This window comes from Vibrio clamense (assembly GCF_050337905.1).
In the GTDB taxonomy this organism is placed as follows: domain Bacteria; phylum Pseudomonadota; class Gammaproteobacteria; order Enterobacterales; family Vibrionaceae; genus Vibrio; species Vibrio cortegadensis.
On sequence record NZ_JAKJTJ010000018.1, the window covers coordinates 167,178 to 186,678 of the forward strand.

Sequence of the window (19,501 nt, forward strand, 5' to 3'; positions counted from 1 at the left end):
GGTGTAGACWCTTTGTCGCCATTTACAATTTTTAAGCACAAAAAAAGAGCCACTAAAAAGTGGCTCAATTCTTAAAAATTAATGTTGAAACAACCATAAAGTGATAATTGTGATTCTTTTCATTTCAAAAGTTACCAAAAAAAACAACCATAAGTTGATATTTTTGTGAATTATACATTTCAGCCAAGCTACAGCAGTAAGAAAGTTACTTTCATCAAACCAATCTAGATAAGCTTAAAATTTATATTTAACCAGTAAATTTTCAGGAGTTCCACCTAGTTCGTTTAGCTCAATCCATATCTACATGAGTCAAAGAAACGCAAACCGAAAAGAACTAAGAACGACTAAGGCATGTCTACCGCTCTGAACCAATCTTTGATCTCTTTGTTTTCAATACTTTCTAGGAAGTAATCTATGAAAGCTCTTGTGATACTTGAAAGTAATCTACGACTTGGGTAAACAAGTTTGAAGGTTATATTCTTGCCATCTCCAGGCTTAAAAAGCTCAAGAAGTTTACCATTCTCTAACTCGGTTCTGCACATAGTAGGAGGGATATTGGCTATCCCCATTCCTTGCAAAGCAAAGTACTTAATCAATCGGATGTTATTTGCTTTTAACTTCGATGTGATGGGATAACTTTTACCGTCGAATGTCCAAGTGACGTCTTGGTTCACGTTACCAATAGACAAACAATTGTGATCAATCAATTCATCTGGATGTGTCGGTGTTCCGTGGCGGGTTAAGTAGTCTTGAGTGGCAACCAATACGCGGTCTGCGTTGCCTATTTCCCTGACGACGTAATTGGGGTTACTGATAGGAACGGTGACAACCGCTGCATCAACGCCATCAGCAACAAAATCGACAGGCCCATGATAGTTACTAACTTCTATATTAACCTTGGGATATTTTTCTTGGAAACCCTTTAAAATGGGCCAAAAGGGTTCGAAATTAGTCACGGTAGTCAGACGTAATGTACCTTCTAAATCTTGTTGATTGTTTTCTAAAGCTAAAAGACCCGCTTCAGCTTCTTCAATACTACGCTGTGCATGTTCGTAAAATATCTCACCGGCCTCGGTCAGCCTTAACTGTCTCGTTGAACGCTCCAATAAACGCAGTTCTAATCTCTCTTCCAACTCACTGACTTTACGACTCACGGTTGACACTGGAGTATTTAGAATTTTTGCGGCTCCTGAGAAGCTGCCTTGTTCAACAACGTTCACGTATATTTTTGCTGCGTTAAAGTCCATTATTATTCCTATTGCGCTCGCCAAAACTCTGACCGTTCATTCTGAGTAAATTCAATGCTGTGCTCGATGAAGGTTCTAACAACCCGAGATAAGTGTTTTCGACTTGTATAGACTAAGTGCACATCTACTTTGGGAGCTGAGTATTCAGGTAAAATTTCCACGAATTCACCGCTTTCAATCTCTTGTGTACAGAAGAAAGGTGGAAGTTGAGCGATGCCACTGTCTTGTTTAACCAGAAAACGAAGAAAACGAAATTCATTCGAAGTAATTGCCGCCTCTAAATAGACCTTCTCATTATTCAAAGTCCAAAATGGTGTAGCATCTGGGTTTTCGCGTGCGAGACACTGAAATTTATGAAAATCAGCAGATGATTTAGGTGACCCATACATCTCGACATAACGCTTAGATGCAACAAGGATAGGTGTAATGGTTGCTACCCTTCTACTAATTAAAGAGGGATTTTTACTTGCGGTATATTGGATAACGATATCGATATGATCGCTGATTGGATCGATGTCTCGCGTTATCCCTAATGTTTGTAGTTTTACTTTAGGATATTTTTGTGTGAATTCTTTGATTGCTCCCCATGCAATTTCGAAATTTGGAGGCATTGCCAATCTTAACGTTCCTTCAATTTGATCTTGGCTCTCCTGTAATGCCAACACTCCCGCTTCCATTTCTTCAACACTTCGTAAAGCGTATTGATATAAGGTCTCGCCCGCTTCGGTGAGCCTTAAATTACGAGTAGAGCGTTCCATTAGACGTTGCCCTAAGGACTCTTCAAACTCACTGATCTTTCGACTTACCGTAGAAACAGGCATGGTTAGGCTTTTGGAGGCAGCAGAAAAGCTGCCATGATCGACGACTTCAGTGAATATTTTTAAGCTATTGAGATCCACGTTTTCTCCTAAACTTGCAGCTAATAAGCTTAAGAATAGACTTACTTTCCCAAAAATAAAGATAATGAATCTCGAATTTACAAAGAGATTTAAAGGAAGGGAGGGCAGTACAGATTTAGAGGCAGTTAACTAGGAGAGACTCACAAATGAAGATGGGCACTAGATGTACCCATATCTGTTTTGGTATTTGATATGTGAGTTAAACGATTTTCAGCACATCTTTGATGTCTAGGCGTGGTTTTTGTGGCCAGTTATCGTCGCCTTCATAGCCAACGGGGATAAGCATCGCAGGTATTGCGGTATCTGGTAGGCCAAAAGCTTCTTTTACGCCATTAGGATCGAAACCAATCATCGGACAAGAAACCATGCCCATCTCTTGCGCAGCTAACATCATCGTCATCGTGCCTAATGAAGCTGAGCGAATAGCTTCATCACGTTGCAACGTTGGATTTTCGCCATACATATTGGTAACAGCACCAATCCAACCTTCGACCATCTGCTTTGATAACACTTTTTTTTCTTGTGAAGCTTCAAGAGAACGAGCTATCAATTTTTGTGGTTCAAGAAGTCCCGATACGATGAACGTTACCGCCGCGTCTTCTACTTTTTGTTGGCCATAAGCAAGGCTTTTAAGTTTGGCTTTCTGTACTGGTGAATGTACGGCAACAAAGTGCCAATTTTGGACATTGAATGCTGTTGGCGATTTTGTCGCGTAACCAATGAGTTCCGTGATTGTGCTTTCATCGATTGATTTTGATGCGTCGAAATTGTTAATTGAACGGCGGCTATCTATTAAATCTAGAACGGATGATTTGCGTTTAAAGAACATAGTATTTTCCTAGTAATCGGTAATTGCTGGATAGAAGCAGCGTGTTAATTCGATGAGAAGTTTATGTTCAAAATTGATGGCTGATTAGAGGGAGTTTCTTAAAATGACTTTTCCATATTTAGGAAAGTGGTTCTTTCCAAATATAGAAAAGTTATTTCTAAATTGGCCTCTAACCTTCTTTTGATATTTGTTTTTAAATACTCCAACAAATAAATGTGGAGAAGATAGATGGGAAAGCTAATTGAAGGTAAATGGTTTGATATTGGTTATGACACCAAATCGAATGGCGGGCGCTTTGTTCGAGAATATGCAGGATTTAGAGGGTGGATCAAAAATACAAGTTCAACACAATTCCCAGCGGAGTCAGGGCGGTATCATCTGTATGTGTCTTATGCTTGCCCTTGGGCCCACCGAACACTGATTTACTTAAAGCTGAAAGGTTTAGATAAACATATTGGAGTCACTGTTGTCAGCCCCGACATGCTGTCGAAAGGCTGGATGATGTGTAAACCAGAGCCTCTTTTTGGCTACCTGAAATTACATCAAATCTACACTCATGCGAAGCCAGATTATACAGGTCGAGTAACCGTGCCTGTGCTGTGGGACAAGCAAGACCAGACGATAATAAGTAATGAGTCGTCAGAAATAATTCGTATGTTCAATAGTGAATTCAACCAAATAACAGGTAATGAGAGTGATTTTTATCCTACTGATTTACGTAATAAAATCGATTCGTGGAACGACTTTATCTACCCAAATATAAATAACGGTGTCTATCGTTGTGGGTTAGCGACAACACAACAGGCTTATGAAGAAGCATTTGATAACTTATTTGAATCACTAGATAAGGTCGATGAGCATTTATCAAGTCATCGTTACCTATTAGGCGACACGATTACAGAAGCCGATTGGCGTTTGTTCGTAACCCTAATTCGTTTTGATGCTGTCTATGTGGGGCATTTCAAATGTAATAGAAAACGTATTGCTGATTATCAAAACCTCCATAACTACATTAAGGATTTGTACCAATACCCCGGAATTTCTGAAGTGACTAACTTTTTTCATATCAAGAGACATTATTATTTCAGTCACACGACGATAAACCCGAGTCAAATTATTCCCGCAGGTCCTGACTTAGATTTACTGAGTCCACATGGGCGCGAATTTATATAAATAAACAGCTAGCCTCATCCATTGTGATGGGGCTTTTTTATATTTTGTGTCCACTGAATCATCTTTCCATATTTGGGAAAGTATTTTCGAATTTGCCCCTCTAATCAAGCTCCCTCACTTGGGGTTTAATACACGGGTTCCGACGGGTTACCGTCATTTATAAGTAAATTCAGTTACATCATTAATTAGAGGTTTCCATGAAAACATCAACATTAGTTTCAAAAAAAACAATCAACACTTTAGGCAAAACATTATTAGTAAGTGCAATGGCATTAACGGCTTCAGCAGCACAAGCTGAATATGTAAAAATTAGCCCAGAGCTAACTATGCATTACGAAACGGCAGGCCACGGTGACAAAACAATCGTGTTCACACCAGGCTGGTTGATGTCAGCGAATGCTTTTGAAAAACAACTAGAGCACTTTGAAGGTTCTGATGAATATACCGCAATCGCTTATTCACCACGTAGCCAAGGCCTTACAACGAAAACAATGGAAGGTAACACCTACATGCAACACGGTCGTGATTTAGCCGCGTTTATGGAGAAGTTGAACCTTGAAGATGTAACACTTGTCGGTTGGTCTTACGGTGTTGCTGAAACGCTGTCTTACGTAAATCAATTTGGTGACGACAACCTAAATGGCTTAATGCTAATTGATGCATCTCCAAAAATCGCGAGCGAAAGTTACGCAGACTTCACTTGGTATCTACGAGATGACTCTGATGGTCGTTCAAACTGGTCAACAACGACCGTTCTTGAAGACAAGAATGTGCTTATTGATGTGTTTGTTCCTTGGATGCTTGAAGACACAGAAAACAAAGAAGCAGTGAAGTTCTGGAAAGACATGGCTCATCAAACATCGGCTTCAGCGGCTGCTACATTGAATGCGACCGGTTTTTACCTAGATTACACGGCAGATGCGCAGAACTTTGATACTAAAAAGCCAATGTCATGGGTGATTCGTGAAGAGTGGAAGCCAGTTGCTGAGCAATGGATCAAAGCGAATACACCAAACGCTTCAGCGTCTTATATTGGTAAACACGCAATGTTCTGGGAGCGTCCTGAACAATTCAACGAAGTACTTGAAACGTTCTTAGACGATGTTGAATCAAAATAATCGTTAATGATTTTAAACGGATGGCCTAGCCATCCGTTTTTGATCGTTCAAAGAGTAATACCAATCGTAGTAAATAACGGTTCACCCTAGCTGATTAAAATACTAGGTCACTGCGTTAGAATTTTGAATTGTAGAATAACTACTTATCAAAAGTTTCGCCTTGTCCTCAAGCCTTTTTCCTGCGCTATTTTTGAACACTTACTGTGATGGGTACAAATTATCTTCTATTCCTTCCTTTTTCCCCATTCTTATCGCTTTCTTCTGGTCGAGAGCCTTTAAACTGCTCCTTTCCCGCTAATCATGTTTACCTATTAATCGAATATTCAATTCAGAACTAGCCATAGTGTCCATTGGGTTTTCAATAAAACCTGAATATTAAGATTATTTTATCAATCTCTTGGCACTTAACGTTACAATCCAAAATACACCAAAAGGTCATTGTCTATTCAAATATGACTAACAGCCTTTTATTCAGCCGTAACAAACCGAGCGTACTACGCAATCTGGGTGGCAAAACTGGCTATCATGGCCGCTGATTTTATATTCATTAGCAACATCATCAATCTTGCTCAACCGCTACCTTCGATACCCAATCTTTTTTATCTCGCCTCTTTGTTCGCTGTTGCAAGCTGCCTTGGTGGAGTCTCGAGTGGGTTTGCTGTCTAGATAATAGGAGAGCTATCCACCATTATGACTCTGCTTTGCACCCAAGCTCTCGACTTGTTGTTATTTCTGAATTATCAACCTTACGTTTCTCTTTCTCTGGAGTCGCGATAGCAGGCTATAGTTTCGGAAGCGCTTTTGGTGCGCTTCCCACCTTAGTTTGCTGACTACATTGTTCGCCAACAAATTTTAACTGAGCATTTAGGGGTTAACTGAGGAACGATGAGCTTGGCTTACATGCATATATGAAGCGACAAAGCCCTCAAGAACGGAGAGTCCTTGAGGGCTTTTTCAATTAGGTCGATGATGCTTTTTTGACTTTGTCTTTATCGTTATCTTTCAAATAAATCGTTAGTTACTGACTTAATTATGGGAAAGGCGTGCCGACGATAAAGTAGAAAGCATCGTATCCTGAGTTAACTCGGCTGTAAGAAAAAACAAGGGTACCGATAGGAGAATCGACACCGATAAAGGCGGCACCACTCTTATATAACTCGGCATCTTGAACCTTTAATGAGGTGTCTTGCCAAACGCCCCCCTTTTCAATACTTGCTCCCAAGTAAACGGGAGATTGGAACAGCCCGAAGTCGTTTTCAAACCATTGGTATCGATAGCTTAGACCTGAATAGGCTTTTTCTTTACCGGCCAGGCTATCGCGAGGAAGACCAGACAAGTTAAGGAACCCGCCTAAACGCACAGGGGTAATAGCAATCGAATCGTCCTCAGTATCTACCAAACCGTACTCTAACTATACACCAAAAGTGTGGCGACCAAAGCTCTCTACAGCTCTGATCGTTGAGTCTATCTCTCGGGTAATCGATTGTGTCGATTGGGTGCCAGTAATTTGATAGTCATCATTGTATTGATGCACATCGATTTTTACTAAAAAACCAGATCGAGGAAACGTTAAGTTATCTAGGGTATCAAACTGATAGCGACCAAACACACCATGTCGTTGGTAGTCGATCTCACCTAATGAAGGCATTGGTGTGATAGAGGTATCTCCCGATTCGAAGTTATACCCAACACTGATCTCATGCCAAAGTGCTGTATTTAAGGTCAATTCAAATTCTGTAATGAATGACTTCTTGTCATAAGGTATAAAATCATCATCACCTTGACTGGCTGATTTCTCATCAAGATCGAACATAACATTGCCAGTATCGGAAAGGTAGTGAAAGCCTGTCCCCCAAGTTAACCGGTTGCCTAATGTTATAGGTTGAACGTATTCAGCGTCGACACGTTTACTTGTGCCTAGGTCAACACCGAGCCAAGCTTCTCCGCCCAATGAGTTGATGTTAGTGAAATGCGTATTCGCCCCAACAGAATAGATACTATTCGCAGTAAAATCTTCTTCTATGTGGATACGAAAATCCAAATAGTTTGGTCCCCATGATTTTTCTTTTACTTCTACATTCAGCGTCGTTTTATCTGCATCGCGTTCTATTTGATACGTGACCAATTCAAAGTTATCAAGCGCGTATAAAGCATTGATTGCCCCTTCCACATCTTCTGTTGAATACACATTTCCTTTAGACAAATTGAGATGGTGATAAAGAGTATCAAGTGCGTAATGGCTGTGGTTTTGTATCGCGATTTCATGGATTACAAATGTGTCTACTTCAAAGAGCTCAGTACGACGTTGGCGCTTATCACTTTGGTATCGTGTGTACTCAGCCTCAGAGATAGACAATTTAGTTAATTTTTCGAACACTTGATGGGTCGATTGATAACCTTGCTCTAATGCAAAAGGCATCGCTGAAAAGTCCGTCGTTTCAATGTGTCCTACATTAGGTTTTAGGTAGATATCTCTGACGGTTAAGGCGTTTACTTGACTGTCAGTACTGCGTTTTACCATATGGATTGAGAGCTGGTTGAGCATATCAGCCATGCCATCAATATTGCTTTGATCTGTATAAGCGCTACTTACATCAACCGCAATAATGATGTCTGCACCCATTTTTTTTGCAGCAACGATAGGCATATTATTGGTGACACCACCATCAACGTATTTTTGACCGTTAATCACGAAAGGGGGTAATAGAGCCGGGATCGACATGCTAGCCATCATGACGTCAGGCAAATATCCGTTATCTAATACATCCATTTCCATGGTGCCAATATTCGTTGCAATCGCTCGATAAGGAATCGCTAATTCATCGAATGACTCTACACTTGTGATGTTACCTGTGGTTTGACGAAGTAGCTTAAGCATACTTTGACCTTGTAACATCCCATTTGGCGCTTGAATAGAAGAACGTTGAATACCAAGATCAGTATGCACTTGATAACGATCACCTTTTGACTTTGAGCGAATTGAATGTTCACCTCGGCCAATGCGATCGGTATATCCTTGACTCCAATCTTGAGTGGTAAGGATCGTTTCAATATCGCTTGCTGAAAGTCCGGTTGCGTAAAGCCCGCCAACATAAGCACCAATACTGGTACCCGTGACATAATCGACGGGAATGCGCAGCTCTTCAAGACACTTTAAAACCCCAATGTGAGCTGCCCCCTTTGCGCCGCCGCCAGCGAGAACAACAGCGATAGTTTGGCGAGGTTGATTACTTAACTGAGAGGAGTGTTGTGTCGCATTGGCTATGAGAGGAAAGATAAGCGTCAACAGCAGTGTAATAAATGACTTCATAACGAACTCTTAAATTAAAGCCAGCTAAATGGGCTGGCTTTGTGAAACATTGGGAAATTACGAGTAGATATCTATTGATTTGCAGATAACGCTTTCTTTCTAGCTATCTGTTACTTGTAGGTTTCAAAGAGTCCATTGTTGTAATCACTGATCGCTTGGTCTATTTCATTCATAGAATTCATAACAAAAGGTCCATAATGAACCACTGGCTCATTAATCGGCTGGCCAGCCAATATCAATGCACCTGACTCTTGAGTCGCCGTTAAGTGAACGGTATCGCCTTGACTTAAAAAGCCAAGTTGACCTTCCGTCACTACTTTGCCGCTTATTTCAATTGAGCCTTTATAAACATAAATCATCGCATTGAATGATTCATCAAGGGTTGTTTGAAGTTCTTGGTTATTGTTTGCTCGCCAGTCAATGATATTAACTGGTACGCCCGTTTTGTTGAGTGCACTGTCAACTGAAATACCATTGATAGCACTACTACCAGCAAGAATTCGTGCTGTACCTAATTCCGGAGATTCAAGTTCTTTTACCATCTCTGGTTGAAAATCGGCGTAACAAGCTCGTGATTGTTTATCTTGTGATGGTTGGTTGATCCAAATTTGAAAGCCATGTAATTGACCTTCTTCCATCATCGGCATTTCACTGTGGATGATCCCTTTTCCTGATGCCATCCATTGCGCGCCACCACTTCGTAGCTCCCCAGAATTGCCCAAGCTATCTTTGTGTTGAAAGTGCCCTTTCAGCATGTACGAAAAGGTTTCAATGCCACGATGAGGGTGCGGTGGAAAGCCACCAACGTAGTCTTGGTTTTCTTCAGATTGAAGTTCATCGATCATTAGGAAAGGTGAGAATTTCTTAATGTTAAAGCCGGTAATTCTTTGAATTTTAACGCCGGCACCATCTGAAGTAGGTTTAGCATTTAGGGTCTCAATCAGTGTTCTTTGCTTGCTCATATTAATTCTCCCACAACCTCTTGAAGGCTGTTTGTTAGTTCGTGAAGTCGAGAGAATTATATGGATTGAATCGATTTTTGATTAGAGGAGGAATTAGGAAATGACTTTCCCATTGCTGGGAAAGTCGGATGTTTGATTTTAGATTGTAGCTAGTAATAACATATTGACAGGGTCAAATTTACCCTGTGATACACAACCGAATTTCAAACTGATGAATTTAATCGCTATTTCTATGTATCGAGGTGGTAAATGGAAAGTCTGAAAAAGTTAATACAATCAAAACCAGATGATTTGAACGTGAAGTTAGATGCAAGCAAAAGTGATCTTGATGAATGGAATGAGGATAGCTGAATAATTTGTTCAACTCTTAACTCGCCGTATTTTTTAAATAAATTTAGGATATTACGTTGAGGCTTTCGTCACAAGCATATCGATGAATGATCTTCAAATTATCTAATAAAGGATAAATTTGAATATCGTCTTCTGTCAGAACATGGAGGTCGTTACCAATACTCAGTGCGTATTCTTTCTTGGCGGCAAAGAGAATTTTGAAGTCATCGCTTTCGACTATGTGCTTTGGTTTTATTTCGTAAAATGGCTGATAAGCGTCATCATAAGTGACTAAAAAATCGGGAGTGTACCTACGTCGCTTGCCTTCGAGGTAGTATTCAAACCCTAAAGGTTGTGCCTCAAAAGACACGATTTTAGGAGCAAATTCAAAGTGGGAGCAGGCATCAAATTCTAAGTCGGATTCAACTGTTTGGATAGAATCAGTTTTGAGGCTGACAAATCGAGAGATGTTTTTTACTGATGAGTTTCTAAGAATTCGCTTTTTCATACAAAAACAACCATACCTGTTGTAAACTTACTAAAGCATCGTACACTTTTCAAGCTTCCTCAAGGTATGGTTGTTTTTTACAATTAAAACAACTTTTTTAAACGCTATTCTTTACCGAAGACGTTGTTCTCTTGCTCTTGCACACGAATGAAAGTCGTACGCTTACTTAGCTCTTTAAGCTTTGCTGCGCCTACGTATGTGCACGTTGAACGTACACCACCAAGGATGTCAGAAATCGTATCATGAACAGAACCACGGAACGGAAGTAAAACAGTTTTTCCTTCTGCTGCTCGGTATTTTGCAACGCCGCCAGAGTGTTTCGCCATCGCACTTTCTGAAGACATGCCGTAGAACTTCATAAAACGTTTGCCGTCTTTTTCAACAACTTCACCACCAGACTCCTCATGCCCAGCTAACATGCCACCAAGCATTACAAAGTCAGCACCACCGCCAAACGCTTTCGACACATCACCAGCACATGAACAACCACCATCTCCGATAATCATACCGCCTAGGCCATGTGCAGCATCCGCACATTCAATAATGGCAGAAAGTTGAGGGTAGCCAACGCCCGTTTTTACACGAGTCGTACAAACCGAGCCAGGGCCAATACCCACTTTTACAATGTCAGCGCCTGCAAGAATAAGCTCTTCACACATATCGCCAGTCACCACGTTTCCAGCAGAAATAGTTTTGGTTGGAAACTCAGCTCGTACTTTCTCAACGTACTCAACCAAGTGCTCTGAATAACCATTAGCGATGTCGATACAGATGAAAGCCAGTTCATCGCTAAATGCCATTATTTCTTGAAGTTTTTTAAAATCAGCATCCGAGGTTCCAGATGAAACAAACACGTTATTGAGCGTTTGAGAATTTGAATTTTTAACAAACTCGCCCCACTGTTCCACGCTGTAGTGCTTGTGAATTGCACTCATCACCCCATGTTCTGCAAGAGCAGCCGCCATTTCAAAAGTAGCAACAGAATCCATATTTGCAGCGATTACCGGAACTCCTGACCATTGACGACCACTATGCTTGAATGTAAAATCGCGGGTTAAATTTACTTGAGAACGGCTTTTTAGAGTTGAACGCTTAGGGCGAAACAGTACATCTTTAAAACCTAACTTAAGTTCTTGTTCGATACGCATGGTGTAATTCCTTGATTCATTAACTTATGTGTCATTCGCATTATGCGTGGTTTTGACTTTGGCAGAAGTCGTTACCATTTTTCGGACACAAAAAAACCGGAGCGTTGGCAGACGCTCCGGTTTTCAGCATTATAGGCCCTGATTTCCATTCGGCAAGTCTGATAAATGCAATTTTTTTGTGATATCATCTTAGAAATTCCAAACCTAAATACCCTTCTTACCCGGCACTTCTAGCTGTTATTAATAAAATCAATTAGTTACAACAACCTTAAAACTTACCGATTGCGCAAACCTTTGCGTGCCATCTCTATCTCTTGCTGTTTTCGCCATCAATGTTGCCGTTTATATCAAATAATGTGATCTATACTGAGTATAAATCCACGCAAAAAGTCCAAAAAATTCAACGCTAAATTCCTTAAAAGTGATCTCACCCCACTATCGGTGGAGCATTTCTTGCTATGAATTTATAAAAGGAATACTTGCTGTCAATGGCAAATCACAGGAGTTGAGAATGAAAAGACCACTAATATTGATATTTACCACGATGGTTTGCCTGCCCACTATGGCAAATGCAGCAGGAAACCGTGGTTCAATTTATACCAATGTGGGAGCGACATTAGTTTCTAACGATTCAAATCAAGAGACCGCCTACTTTATTCAAGCCGGGTATAACTATCAGATGACGAAACTATTATCTGCGGATGTGAGTTATAAAAGAGTGGAGACATTTAACTCCAACGTGAGTGCTAATTCTGACGAATTTGTTCAAACTTACGATGCCTATGGTCTTGGGGTGCGCGTTGATCAACAAGTGGGACTTCTTGGTATTTACGGTAAAGCGGGAGGAAGTTATATCTTATCTGAAACTACTGTCTGGGATACGGTTGCAGGCGCGAAGAAAACAGAAACCGATGACAGCTTTAAACCTTATGCCAGTGCAGGAGTCAGTTTAATGTCTCCGATGGGTCTAGTACTTGATGCAGGGGTAACTTATCAATTACTTCCAAATGACGAACACGCGACCTCTTTTAACGCAGGCGCTAGATTCGCATTCTAGTTCTCTGTGGTTTAATTGCTCAGTTTCCCCGATCTCGCATCTCAATTACTGATGTGAGATCGAATACAAACGCTAGCCTTGGATGAGTGGACCATTGATAACACGACGAAGCGTTTGAAAAAGGTCACTAGCGACTAAGCCAATCTCACCATTCTCTTTGGCACAAAGATCAGCAGCACAACTATGGATAAATACACCAATTTGAGCCGCATCCGTTAGTGTAAGATTTTGCCCCAACATCGCCCCAATCACGCCTGACAATACATCCCCCATACCTGCGCTTGCCATTCCAGGATTTCCCGCGTGACACACCCACGTTGTTTTGCCATCGCACACAATAGTACCCGCTCCTTTTAATACGACAACACCACCATATTTTTGCTGAAGATCTTGAGCCGCTTGATAACGGTTGATCTCAATGTCAGCAACCGTACAGTTTAACAACCGCGCGGCTTCTCCTGGGTGTGGCGTTATAATGCGATTTGGGTCTTGATTAGGTTCAACGGCCAGTAAATTAAGCGCATCCGCATCCAGAACTTTTTCAGATGAAGATTGCTTTATGTATTCAAACCACCTTTGGGCTTGCTCATCCTGCCCCAAACCTGGCCCTAAAACATAGGTGCTTGCCCAGTGGATCTTGTCTGAAATGACTTTGCAGTCGCTTTCCCAACTCAGAGCCATAATCTCAGGGCGAGAGGATAAGATTGGTAAAATATTATCAGGATGGGTTAATACACTCACTAAACCCGCGCCGCTACGAGTACATCCTTCAGAAGCAAGGCGGATTGCCCCTCCCATCCCAACATTTCCGCCAATCAACAAGACTTTGCCATTTAGCCCTTTATGAGCGGTGCGTTTTCTTGGCATAAGTAAGGTAGGAATTTCATCCGCGCAAGAATAGACCGCACTGGCGACATTCATTTGATTAAAACTTTCATCGACACCTAAGCCGGAGAAGTGCAACAAGCCCGTATGATCTCTTGCCGATCCCGTTACCAATCCTTGCTTAATACCTATGAAGGTTATGGTATGAGATGCAACAATCGCCAGGCCGTTCTGCTCTTGCCTTCGATTGGCTTCTTCAAGGGAGTGCGGTTGAACGTGACCAGTATCAGCATCTAGTCCTGATGGAATATCGATGGAAACAATGGGTAAGTGAGTGTGGTTAATTCTAGAAATGAGTTCAGCATAGTTAGGGCGAAGTGGTGGTTTAAATCCTGTACCGAGTAGAGCATCCACAATAAGATCACAGTCTGGTGGGATTCGGTCTTTAGCATGACAAACGGCACCATCTATTGTTAGCCAAAGCTCCAACGCTTGCTGAGCATCTTCTGTCAGCTTGTCGGATAAATCCCCAGCTTGCCAAACATGAACCTCTATTCCTGCTTGCTTTGCCAAACGCGCTACAACATATCCGTCGCCGCCATTGTTGCCTTTACCGCAACAAATGAGCCATTTTTTAGAGTGTGGGTAGTGAGAGAGAATCAATTGAAAAGCAGCCTCTCCCGCTTTTTCCATCAATTCGAACATTGTGATGTTGTTCTTTTTGGCCGCTAGAACTTCTCCTTCACGCACCTGCTTTGCCGTATATAAAGGCTGGGAATGTAATGAGGTCTTCATTGAGCTATCCCTCCAACTCACTTAGTTAATCTCTTCGTTATTTAAGCTCTTGTTTAGGTAAAGCCAAGAACTTCGCTTGGCTTTAATCACTACTTTTTCACTTGTGATGCAATGGCCTCTGCTGTTGCATCTTGAATGGATAAAAACAGAGAGTTTATTTTTCCTGTCGGCGTTCGCATCGGGTTTAATGTCACGTTTTGATACATGAAGTTGGCCTGCTGCGTAATCGGTCTAACATTTCGACAGTGGAAAAGGTAAGGCCTCTGCTGCCAAGTAATAAAACTGCGGCAACCTAGGTCATAAACAGGTTTTGTTTTTAATCGAAACCAGTCTTGCGGAATTTCAGGGAAAAGTTCGAATATCGACTTTCCAATAGCGTCATGTGCTTGTTTACCACTGTGGTGAGTCATGAACCCATTCCACACCTGAACATTAAAGTCACGATCCAAGACAATTAAGCCCATATCAACATTTTGGACCATATCCACCATCCAGTGGAATTGTTCAAACTCAGCAGGAAGATTAAGCATTAAAAGTCCTCCATTAAGTAGGCTAATTTGTTATCTAATAAAGGCAATGATTCGTCCACGAACATAAACAGTAAATCACATCGAATCGATGTATCATCAATGTTATAGCTCACTTCAAAGGTCATCGTTTTATTAAATGAACCTGAAGTAGAAGCAATAACAGAATCAATTGAGATATGTTGGCCTAGAAGTACTGGAGAACTCTGGAAGAAGCGAACTTCAGACTGCTCGCCTAAACCATTTAGGAATGAGCCCACTAAAATATTAGAGACATCCATGAGTAGTTCTAATTCTTCTAGCTCTTCGCTATCTGCAGGGATCTTCATTAATTTTTTAAGATCTGCCACACTGGAGTCACTCAGTAAGACTAGCGCTTCACCCGCGATCCCTTCTCCACTGAACCCTTGGCAAATGCCAGAAACCTGATCGTTGTCCGCCAAATCCCTTAATGCCATGTGCAATTCACTCACTTCGAGGATATTTACATTTGGCAGTGGCAAGTGGACAAAAACATCAAAATGCCGTGCTAATGCATCTGCCGCACGACCAATTGAGACGTTCGCCACTTCCATATAAATATCACGTCGACGGAGAATGGGAAGATCAACACTGGTTGGTGTAATGATGCGAGGCTGCGCGACTGGCTCAACGAGTTCTTTCAGAACATCATTAAGAACAGCTTTATCAATTGGTTTTTGAATAAATGCTTTCGCACCCAAAGCTAACACTTTTGCTTTGGCTTTCGGCTGAATATCACCAGAAACCACGACCACTGGCGTCGTATTTCCGAGACGCTGTAACTCTTCTAATGTTCCAAAGCCATCCAATTCCGGCATGGTTAAATCTAAGAACATCAATTTGAAATCATTGAGTTCGAGTTGTTTTAGAGCGTCGAGACCATGAACCGCGAAGGTAATATCCGCATTTAATGATGCAGGGAGGGAGCGTGCCATCTGCTTGCGCGCAAGTGCTGAATCGTCACAGATAAGAACGGGAAATGACATTCAATCACCTTCTTCTATTAGTTCGTACAATAAATACAGTGTAACAGAACAATATAAAGTCAGGTATGTCGAATTAACCAATATAGGTTGATTCGCGTAATAAAAATAAACGTATTAACCTCTTTAATTATCTTGAATAAACAACACACTAGTACTTACCTATCGAAGATTAGTAAGAAGGCCAAAGAGTTAAAAGTAGAATACGCAATATAACTGCAAGTACGATAAAAGCCACGCCTAAACGATACCATTTATATTCGCCGATACTGAGAGGAATGCGCTTATAAAACATCGTCACCACCCCTTTCCAATCATGGCTGCGTTTGCCATATTGCATAACGCTGGTTAGTACAAACATGATACCTACAATCAACAATCCTTTTTCCGCCACAAACAGTCCAAACTCCATAGCAAATCCTTTTATTCCAATCATTGAACGGGTTAAGTCTACCCAGAGGCGTGAATAAGATCTGTAGAACTATAGTCGTAGAGTGACAGCGCTTTACCAAAAGTGATTGTATAGAAGAAAATTGATGTATAGAGGAGAGCGACAAAATAGTAGAAGTATGTAGAAACAAAAAGCCCTCTTTGCAGAAGGCTTATCGCGAGTATTTAAGCTGTGACGTTTTTGAATTTTGCAGTGATGTTATCTCGATATGTGAACCACAAATAAGTCACAATGATTGAGAAATGCAGATAAGAAAGAGCAAATACAATGGGTGACGTAATCAGATCTTCAGACATACCCCAAGCGACTCCAATGACGGTAATCGCCAGCTTAGATAGCATGCCACACATTAACAACAGAAGAGCAAGCTCAGGAAAGCGAGTGCTACGGAATGCAAACCAGTAACAGCTTCCAACAGCCAAAGACGCAATCGATAACCCTAACATGAAAGAATGTAAGTGGTCTGCAGAAGCCACCCCAGCGGAAAGCGATGTCATTAAGATTAGTAATAATTTCATGTTTATTTGCCTTACTTTTTAAGAGAAAAGCATCCTTTCATTTTTGCAAACTCATTTTGCATGACATTTTGCGTATTTTCCAACGAATTGCAAGGCTAAAAACCGCACAACAAATGCGTAAAAATCGAACAATAAAGCTCTGATTACAAATATTTAACAAACAAGATAGTAGCAAATACCATTACAACAGGCTTTTACTGATTAAATGATTGGAATAGACGGTTTTTAAACAAAAATTTAACATGTGGATTTTTCTTTAAATTACGACTGGTCAGGCATTTTGTACACCTAACTTAGCTAAAAAAAGCCAGTACAAAAATGCACCGGCTTGCTGATTAAGGTAATAACTTCCTACTAAGGCTATTTCCCTCACAGATGTTCTAGTTTGAATTCATTGCAGAAACAAATGTAACCAAAACTAGATCCGAGCGGTTTTGGTATACACGTCCAACTCTTGCATACTAACAAAAGTGATAAGCTCATTGTCTAAATAAAAATTGACGCCTCCAACGCTCTTTTCACCTCGGAAAATCTGTTTAGTGCCATCTTGATATGAAATATCCATTTGAAGCGTATTTTCATCTATTTGCTTCATCACAGCATCTTCAACCCACTGATTATTAACTTGAATTGGTGCTTCAGTTAATGATTTATCAAGCTGACTATTAACTTTAATTATCGCTTCTAATTTCGAGTCAACCACTGCTGGTGACTTCCCGGAAATAGGATTTTTTCCTGTCCAGAACTCAATTGAATTGAAAATAAACATATCGGCTACTGATGCGATCCCATATACAGGAGACAACAAAAGAAACACGCCTTCACGAGCGTATCTATTATCCACAAGCTGCAAGTTAAATTTTGAGACCAAGCCTGTTGTTGCCATTTGTCCCATACAACCTGTCAACGTTGATGCACTCAGCAGCATCACAGACACCAATTTCATTTTTTGCACTTTCATTTCTCTTACCAACAATAATGTTTTAACTTCAGATATTGAAGCGGGCCGGAGTTTAATGAATATAAATAGAATTGAATAGTGAAATAATCATTTATCTACAACAAGTTAACACGGACATTTTTACAACATCAGAAAAACGCAACTTTCATCATCAAAGAAAAAACATTGAGTATGAAGCCACTGCCATATCAACCTTCAATCCTCACCCCAACCAAGCAATTAACAACTAATTATCAATTACTTTTCATTTGAAATTATTTTACATTCGCTCACAAAAAGAGATTCCAATCACACTTTTATTGGTTATAATCCGCGCTCTTTGCGATATCTATTGATAAATGCAAACTTATTTTGAGAAAAACACATTAACTAACTCTTCTTTCTATGAAAGAACCAAACTGAGAATAAAAATGAGCAAGATTGATAAAGCAATGCGTATCCTGCTAGCAGGTTTTTGTATCAACCTGTGTCTTGGCATCTTGTATGCGTGGAGCGTATTTAACAAAGCACTCGTAACCGACTTTGGATGGAGTGCGGCGGACGCATCTTCTCCTTATGCCATCGCGACCATCACTTTCTCAGTTTGTCTTTTAGTTGCAGGTATCCTTCAAGATCGCATGGGACCACGTAAGATCCTTATTCTAGGCACAACATTAACAGGCCTAGGGATGATCGCTTCTGGTTTCGCATCATCCGTTTTTGCGCTAAATATTACGTTTGGTGTGATTACCGGTGCGGGTATCGGTTTTGGTTATGCTTGTCTTGCTCCATCTGCAATGAAATGGTTCCATATCTCTAAGAAAGGCATGGTAAATGGTTTGATTGCGGCTGGTTTTGGTTTAGCGGCAGTTTACCTAGCCCCGCTAACATCAATGCTAATCTCTGAAGTGGGCATCAATACTAGCTTTATGATCCTTGGGGCTGGCGTGTTAGCGATTGCTGTTCCATTAGCGTGTACGATCAACAACCCACCAGAAGGCTACCAAGCTGAGCAACCAAAAGTAAAAGCAGGAAAAGCATCAATTGCGGTTAAAACGTCTGCTGATATGACTTGGAAAGCGATGCTAAAAACGCCTCAGTTCTACTCTCTTTGGGTAATGTACGCTTTTGCTGCCTCTGCGGGTTTAATGATCATTGGTAACATCACTAATATTGCGAGTGTACAGGCTAACTTGCCTAATGCCGTTTACCTTGCATCAATCCTTGCGATTTTTAACTCTGGCGGTCGTGTTGCCGCGGGTATTCTTTCGGACAAAATTGGTTGCATTCGTACTTTGATGCTTGCTTTCATCTTACAAGGCATCAACATGGTGCTGTTTGCTTCATTTGATACAGAGCTAACGTTGATTATTGGTACTGCGCTTGCTGCTGTTGGGTACGGAACATTACTTGCAGTATTCCCATCAATCACTGCTGAATACTACGGTCTGAAAAACTACGGTACAAACTACGGTGTTTTATACACGTCATGGGGTTTAGGCGGTGCAATCGGTGCTGCGATTGTAGGTTATTCAATGACTCAAAGTGATGGTTACACATTAGCGTATACCATTTCAGCAGGCATGATGGCAACCTGTGTGATTTTAGCTTTCGTGACTAAGCCGATGTCTGAAGAGAAAATTGAAGCACTTCAACAAGCTGCTTAATCTGGTTTTAAGATCGAGTTTCAAGGCCTAGCTATCAAGATCTGGCTTGCAAGATTTAGCTTTCCAGGCCTGGATTTAAGATCATCGATTCGATAGAAAGGCGTATCACTAAGGGTGGTACGCCTTTTTTTTCCCATCTTAGCTCTTTATTCGTCCCCAACCCCAAGCAGATCGTCTTACTCATTGATCGTAC

18 protein-coding genes are annotated in these 19,501 nt (G+C 40.9%); 4 read left to right on the top strand and 14 right to left on the bottom strand.

Features of this window, described 5'->3' with window-relative positions; translation table 11 throughout:
• Positions 1-344: 344 nt before the first annotated feature.
• The 3 genes from L4C39_RS01440 to L4C39_RS01450 all read right to left on the bottom strand — a co-directional run bounded on the left by L4C39_RS01440 (position 345) and on the right by L4C39_RS01450 (position 2,975).
• The gene (locus L4C39_RS01440; protein ID WP_371712604.1) at positions 345-1,247 is read right to left on the bottom strand and encodes a LysR family transcriptional regulator; all 903 of its coding nucleotides are present in this window, start codon (positions 1,245-1,247) and stop codon (positions 345-347) included.
• An 8-nt stretch (positions 1,248-1,255) separates the two neighbouring features.
• On the bottom strand, positions 1,256-2,146 hold the full coding sequence (locus tag L4C39_RS01445) for a LysR family transcriptional regulator (protein ID WP_371712605.1): 891 nt from the start codon (positions 2,144-2,146) through the stop codon (positions 1,256-1,258).
• 199 nt (positions 2,147-2,345) lie between these two features.
• Positions 2,346-2,975, bottom strand: coding sequence for a nitroreductase family protein (locus L4C39_RS01450; RefSeq protein WP_371712606.1), 630 nt, complete (start codon positions 2,973-2,975; stop codon positions 2,346-2,348).
• Between the two features lie 228 nt (positions 2,976-3,203).
• Here L4C39_RS01450 and L4C39_RS01455 point away from each other — a divergent pair, with 228 nt between their 5' ends.
• Together L4C39_RS01455 and L4C39_RS01460 are read left to right on the top strand one after the other, a co-directional pair.
• On the top strand, positions 3,204-4,148 hold the full coding sequence (locus L4C39_RS01455) for a glutathione S-transferase family protein (protein WP_371712607.1): 945 nt from the start codon (positions 3,204-3,206) through the stop codon (positions 4,146-4,148).
• A 197-nt stretch (positions 4,149-4,345) separates the two neighbouring features.
• Positions 4,346-5,266, top strand: coding sequence for an alpha/beta fold hydrolase (locus tag L4C39_RS01460; protein WP_371712608.1), 921 nt, complete (start codon positions 4,346-4,348; stop codon positions 5,264-5,266).
• A 1,030-nt stretch (positions 5,267-6,296) separates the two neighbouring features.
• Here L4C39_RS01460 and L4C39_RS01465 read toward each other — a convergent pair.
• The 5 genes from L4C39_RS01465 to L4C39_RS01485 form a co-directional block, all read right to left on the bottom strand.
• Complete coding sequence (locus L4C39_RS01465) at positions 6,297-6,665, bottom strand: hypothetical protein (RefSeq protein WP_429743993.1); 369 nt, start codon at positions 6,663-6,665, stop codon at positions 6,297-6,299.
• 12 nt (positions 6,666-6,677) lie between these two features.
• A complete protein-coding gene (locus tag L4C39_RS01470) occupies positions 6,678-8,576 on the bottom strand; it encodes a patatin-like phospholipase family protein (RefSeq protein ID WP_429743995.1) in 1,899 nt (632 codons plus the stop codon).
• 110 nt (positions 8,577-8,686) lie between these two features.
• Positions 8,687-9,538, bottom strand: coding sequence for a pirin family protein (locus L4C39_RS01475; protein WP_429743997.1), 852 nt, complete (start codon positions 9,536-9,538; stop codon positions 8,687-8,689).
• Between the two features lie 394 nt (positions 9,539-9,932).
• Positions 9,933-10,376: a TnsA endonuclease N-terminal domain-containing protein gene (locus tag L4C39_RS01480; RefSeq protein ID WP_371711399.1), complete on the bottom strand. Its 444-nt coding sequence runs from the start codon at positions 10,374-10,376 to the stop codon at positions 9,933-9,935.
• A gap of 104 nt (positions 10,377-10,480) precedes the next feature.
• On the bottom strand, positions 10,481-11,524 hold the full coding sequence (locus L4C39_RS01485) for a GMP reductase (RefSeq protein WP_429744000.1): 1,044 nt from the start codon (positions 11,522-11,524) through the stop codon (positions 10,481-10,483).
• A 511-nt stretch (positions 11,525-12,035) separates the two neighbouring features.
• Between L4C39_RS01485 and L4C39_RS01490 the strand changes: the two genes are divergently transcribed.
• Positions 12,036-12,581, top strand: coding sequence for an outer membrane beta-barrel protein (locus L4C39_RS01490; protein ID WP_429744002.1), 546 nt, complete (start codon positions 12,036-12,038; stop codon positions 12,579-12,581).
• Positions 12,582-12,653: 72 nt separating this feature from the next.
• Here L4C39_RS01490 and L4C39_RS01495 read toward each other — a convergent pair whose 3' ends face one another.
• From L4C39_RS01495 to L4C39_RS01520, 6 genes are all read right to left on the bottom strand, one after another.
• Positions 12,654-14,201, bottom strand: a complete 1,548-nt coding sequence (locus tag L4C39_RS01495) for an NAD(P)H-hydrate dehydratase (protein WP_429744004.1) — start codon at positions 14,199-14,201, stop codon at positions 12,654-12,656.
• Between the two features lie 89 nt (positions 14,202-14,290).
• On the bottom strand, positions 14,291-14,731 hold the full coding sequence (locus L4C39_RS01500) for a PAS domain-containing protein (RefSeq protein ID WP_429744006.1): 441 nt from the start codon (positions 14,729-14,731) through the stop codon (positions 14,291-14,293).
• A complete protein-coding gene (locus L4C39_RS01505) occupies positions 14,731-15,735 on the bottom strand; it encodes a response regulator (protein ID WP_017053585.1) in 1,005 nt (334 codons plus the stop codon). The genes L4C39_RS01500 and L4C39_RS01505 overlap by 1 nt, the downstream gene beginning before the upstream one ends.
• Positions 15,736-15,904: 169 nt before the next feature.
• Positions 15,905-16,144 carry a hypothetical protein gene (locus tag L4C39_RS01510; protein ID WP_017053584.1) on the bottom strand — a complete coding sequence of 80 codons (240 nt, stop codon included), beginning with the start codon at positions 16,142-16,144 and terminating at the stop codon, positions 15,905-15,907.
• A gap of 203 nt (positions 16,145-16,347) precedes the next feature.
• Entirely contained in the window at positions 16,348-16,701 is a 354-nt protein-coding gene (locus L4C39_RS01515) for a hypothetical protein (protein WP_017053583.1), read from the bottom strand.
• A gap of 418 nt (positions 16,702-17,119) precedes the next feature.
• Positions 17,120-17,662 carry a DUF3332 domain-containing protein gene (locus tag L4C39_RS01520; RefSeq protein ID WP_371711412.1) on the bottom strand — a complete coding sequence of 181 codons (543 nt, stop codon included), beginning with the start codon at positions 17,660-17,662 and terminating at the stop codon, positions 17,120-17,122.
• Positions 17,663-18,072: 410 nt separating this feature from the next.
• On the opposite strand from L4C39_RS01520, the gene L4C39_RS01525 reads away from it, so the two are divergent.
• Positions 18,073-19,308, top strand: coding sequence for an L-lactate MFS transporter (locus L4C39_RS01525; RefSeq protein WP_429744009.1), 1,236 nt, complete (start codon positions 18,073-18,075; stop codon positions 19,306-19,308).
• Positions 19,309-19,501 lie beyond the last annotated feature (193 nt).

Coding starts and splice junctions, on each gene's coding strand:
- L4C39_RS01525 (WP_429744009.1), top strand. CDS start 18,073: ATGAGCAAGATTGATAAAGCAATGCGTATCCTGCTAGCAGGTTTTTGT.
- L4C39_RS01455 (WP_371712607.1), top strand. CDS start 3,204: ATGGGAAAGCTAATTGAAGGTAAATGGTTTGATATTGGTTATGACACC.
- L4C39_RS01440 (WP_371712604.1), bottom strand. CDS start 1,247: ATGGACTTTAACGCAGCAAAAATATACGTGAACGTTGTTGAACAAGGC.
- L4C39_RS01450 (WP_371712606.1), bottom strand. CDS start 2,975: ATGTTCTTTAAACGCAAATCATCCGTTCTAGATTTAATAGATAGCCGC.
- L4C39_RS01500 (WP_429744006.1), bottom strand. CDS start 14,731: ATGCTTAATCTTCCTGCTGAGTTTGAACAATTCCACTGGATGGTGGAT.
- L4C39_RS01505 (WP_017053585.1), bottom strand. CDS start 15,735: ATGTCATTTCCCGTTCTTATCTGTGACGATTCAGCACTTGCGCGCAAG.
- L4C39_RS01460 (WP_371712608.1), top strand. CDS start 4,346: ATGAAAACATCAACATTAGTTTCAAAAAAAACAATCAACACTTTAGGC.
- L4C39_RS01470 (WP_429743995.1), bottom strand. CDS start 8,576: ATGAAGTCATTTATTACACTGCTGTTGACGCTTATCTTTCCTCTCATA.
- L4C39_RS01515 (WP_017053583.1), bottom strand. CDS start 16,701: ATGAAATTATTACTAATCTTAATGACATCGCTTTCCGCTGGGGTGGCT.
- L4C39_RS01480 (WP_371711399.1), bottom strand. CDS start 10,376: ATGAAAAAGCGAATTCTTAGAAACTCATCAGTAAAAAACATCTCTCGA.
- L4C39_RS01495 (WP_429744004.1), bottom strand. CDS start 14,201: ATGAAGACCTCATTACATTCCCAGCCTTTATATACGGCAAAGCAGGTG.
- L4C39_RS01510 (WP_017053584.1), bottom strand. CDS start 16,144: ATGGAGTTTGGACTGTTTGTGGCGGAAAAAGGATTGTTGATTGTAGGT.
- L4C39_RS01475 (WP_429743997.1), bottom strand. CDS start 9,538: ATGAGCAAGCAAAGAACACTGATTGAGACCCTAAATGCTAAACCTACT.
- L4C39_RS01485 (WP_429744000.1), bottom strand. CDS start 11,524: ATGCGTATCGAACAAGAACTTAAGTTAGGTTTTAAAGATGTACTGTTT.
- L4C39_RS01520 (WP_371711412.1), bottom strand. CDS start 17,662: ATGAAAGTGCAAAAAATGAAATTGGTGTCTGTGATGCTGCTGAGTGCA.
- L4C39_RS01490 (WP_429744002.1), top strand. CDS start 12,036: ATGAAAAGACCACTAATATTGATATTTACCACGATGGTTTGCCTGCCC.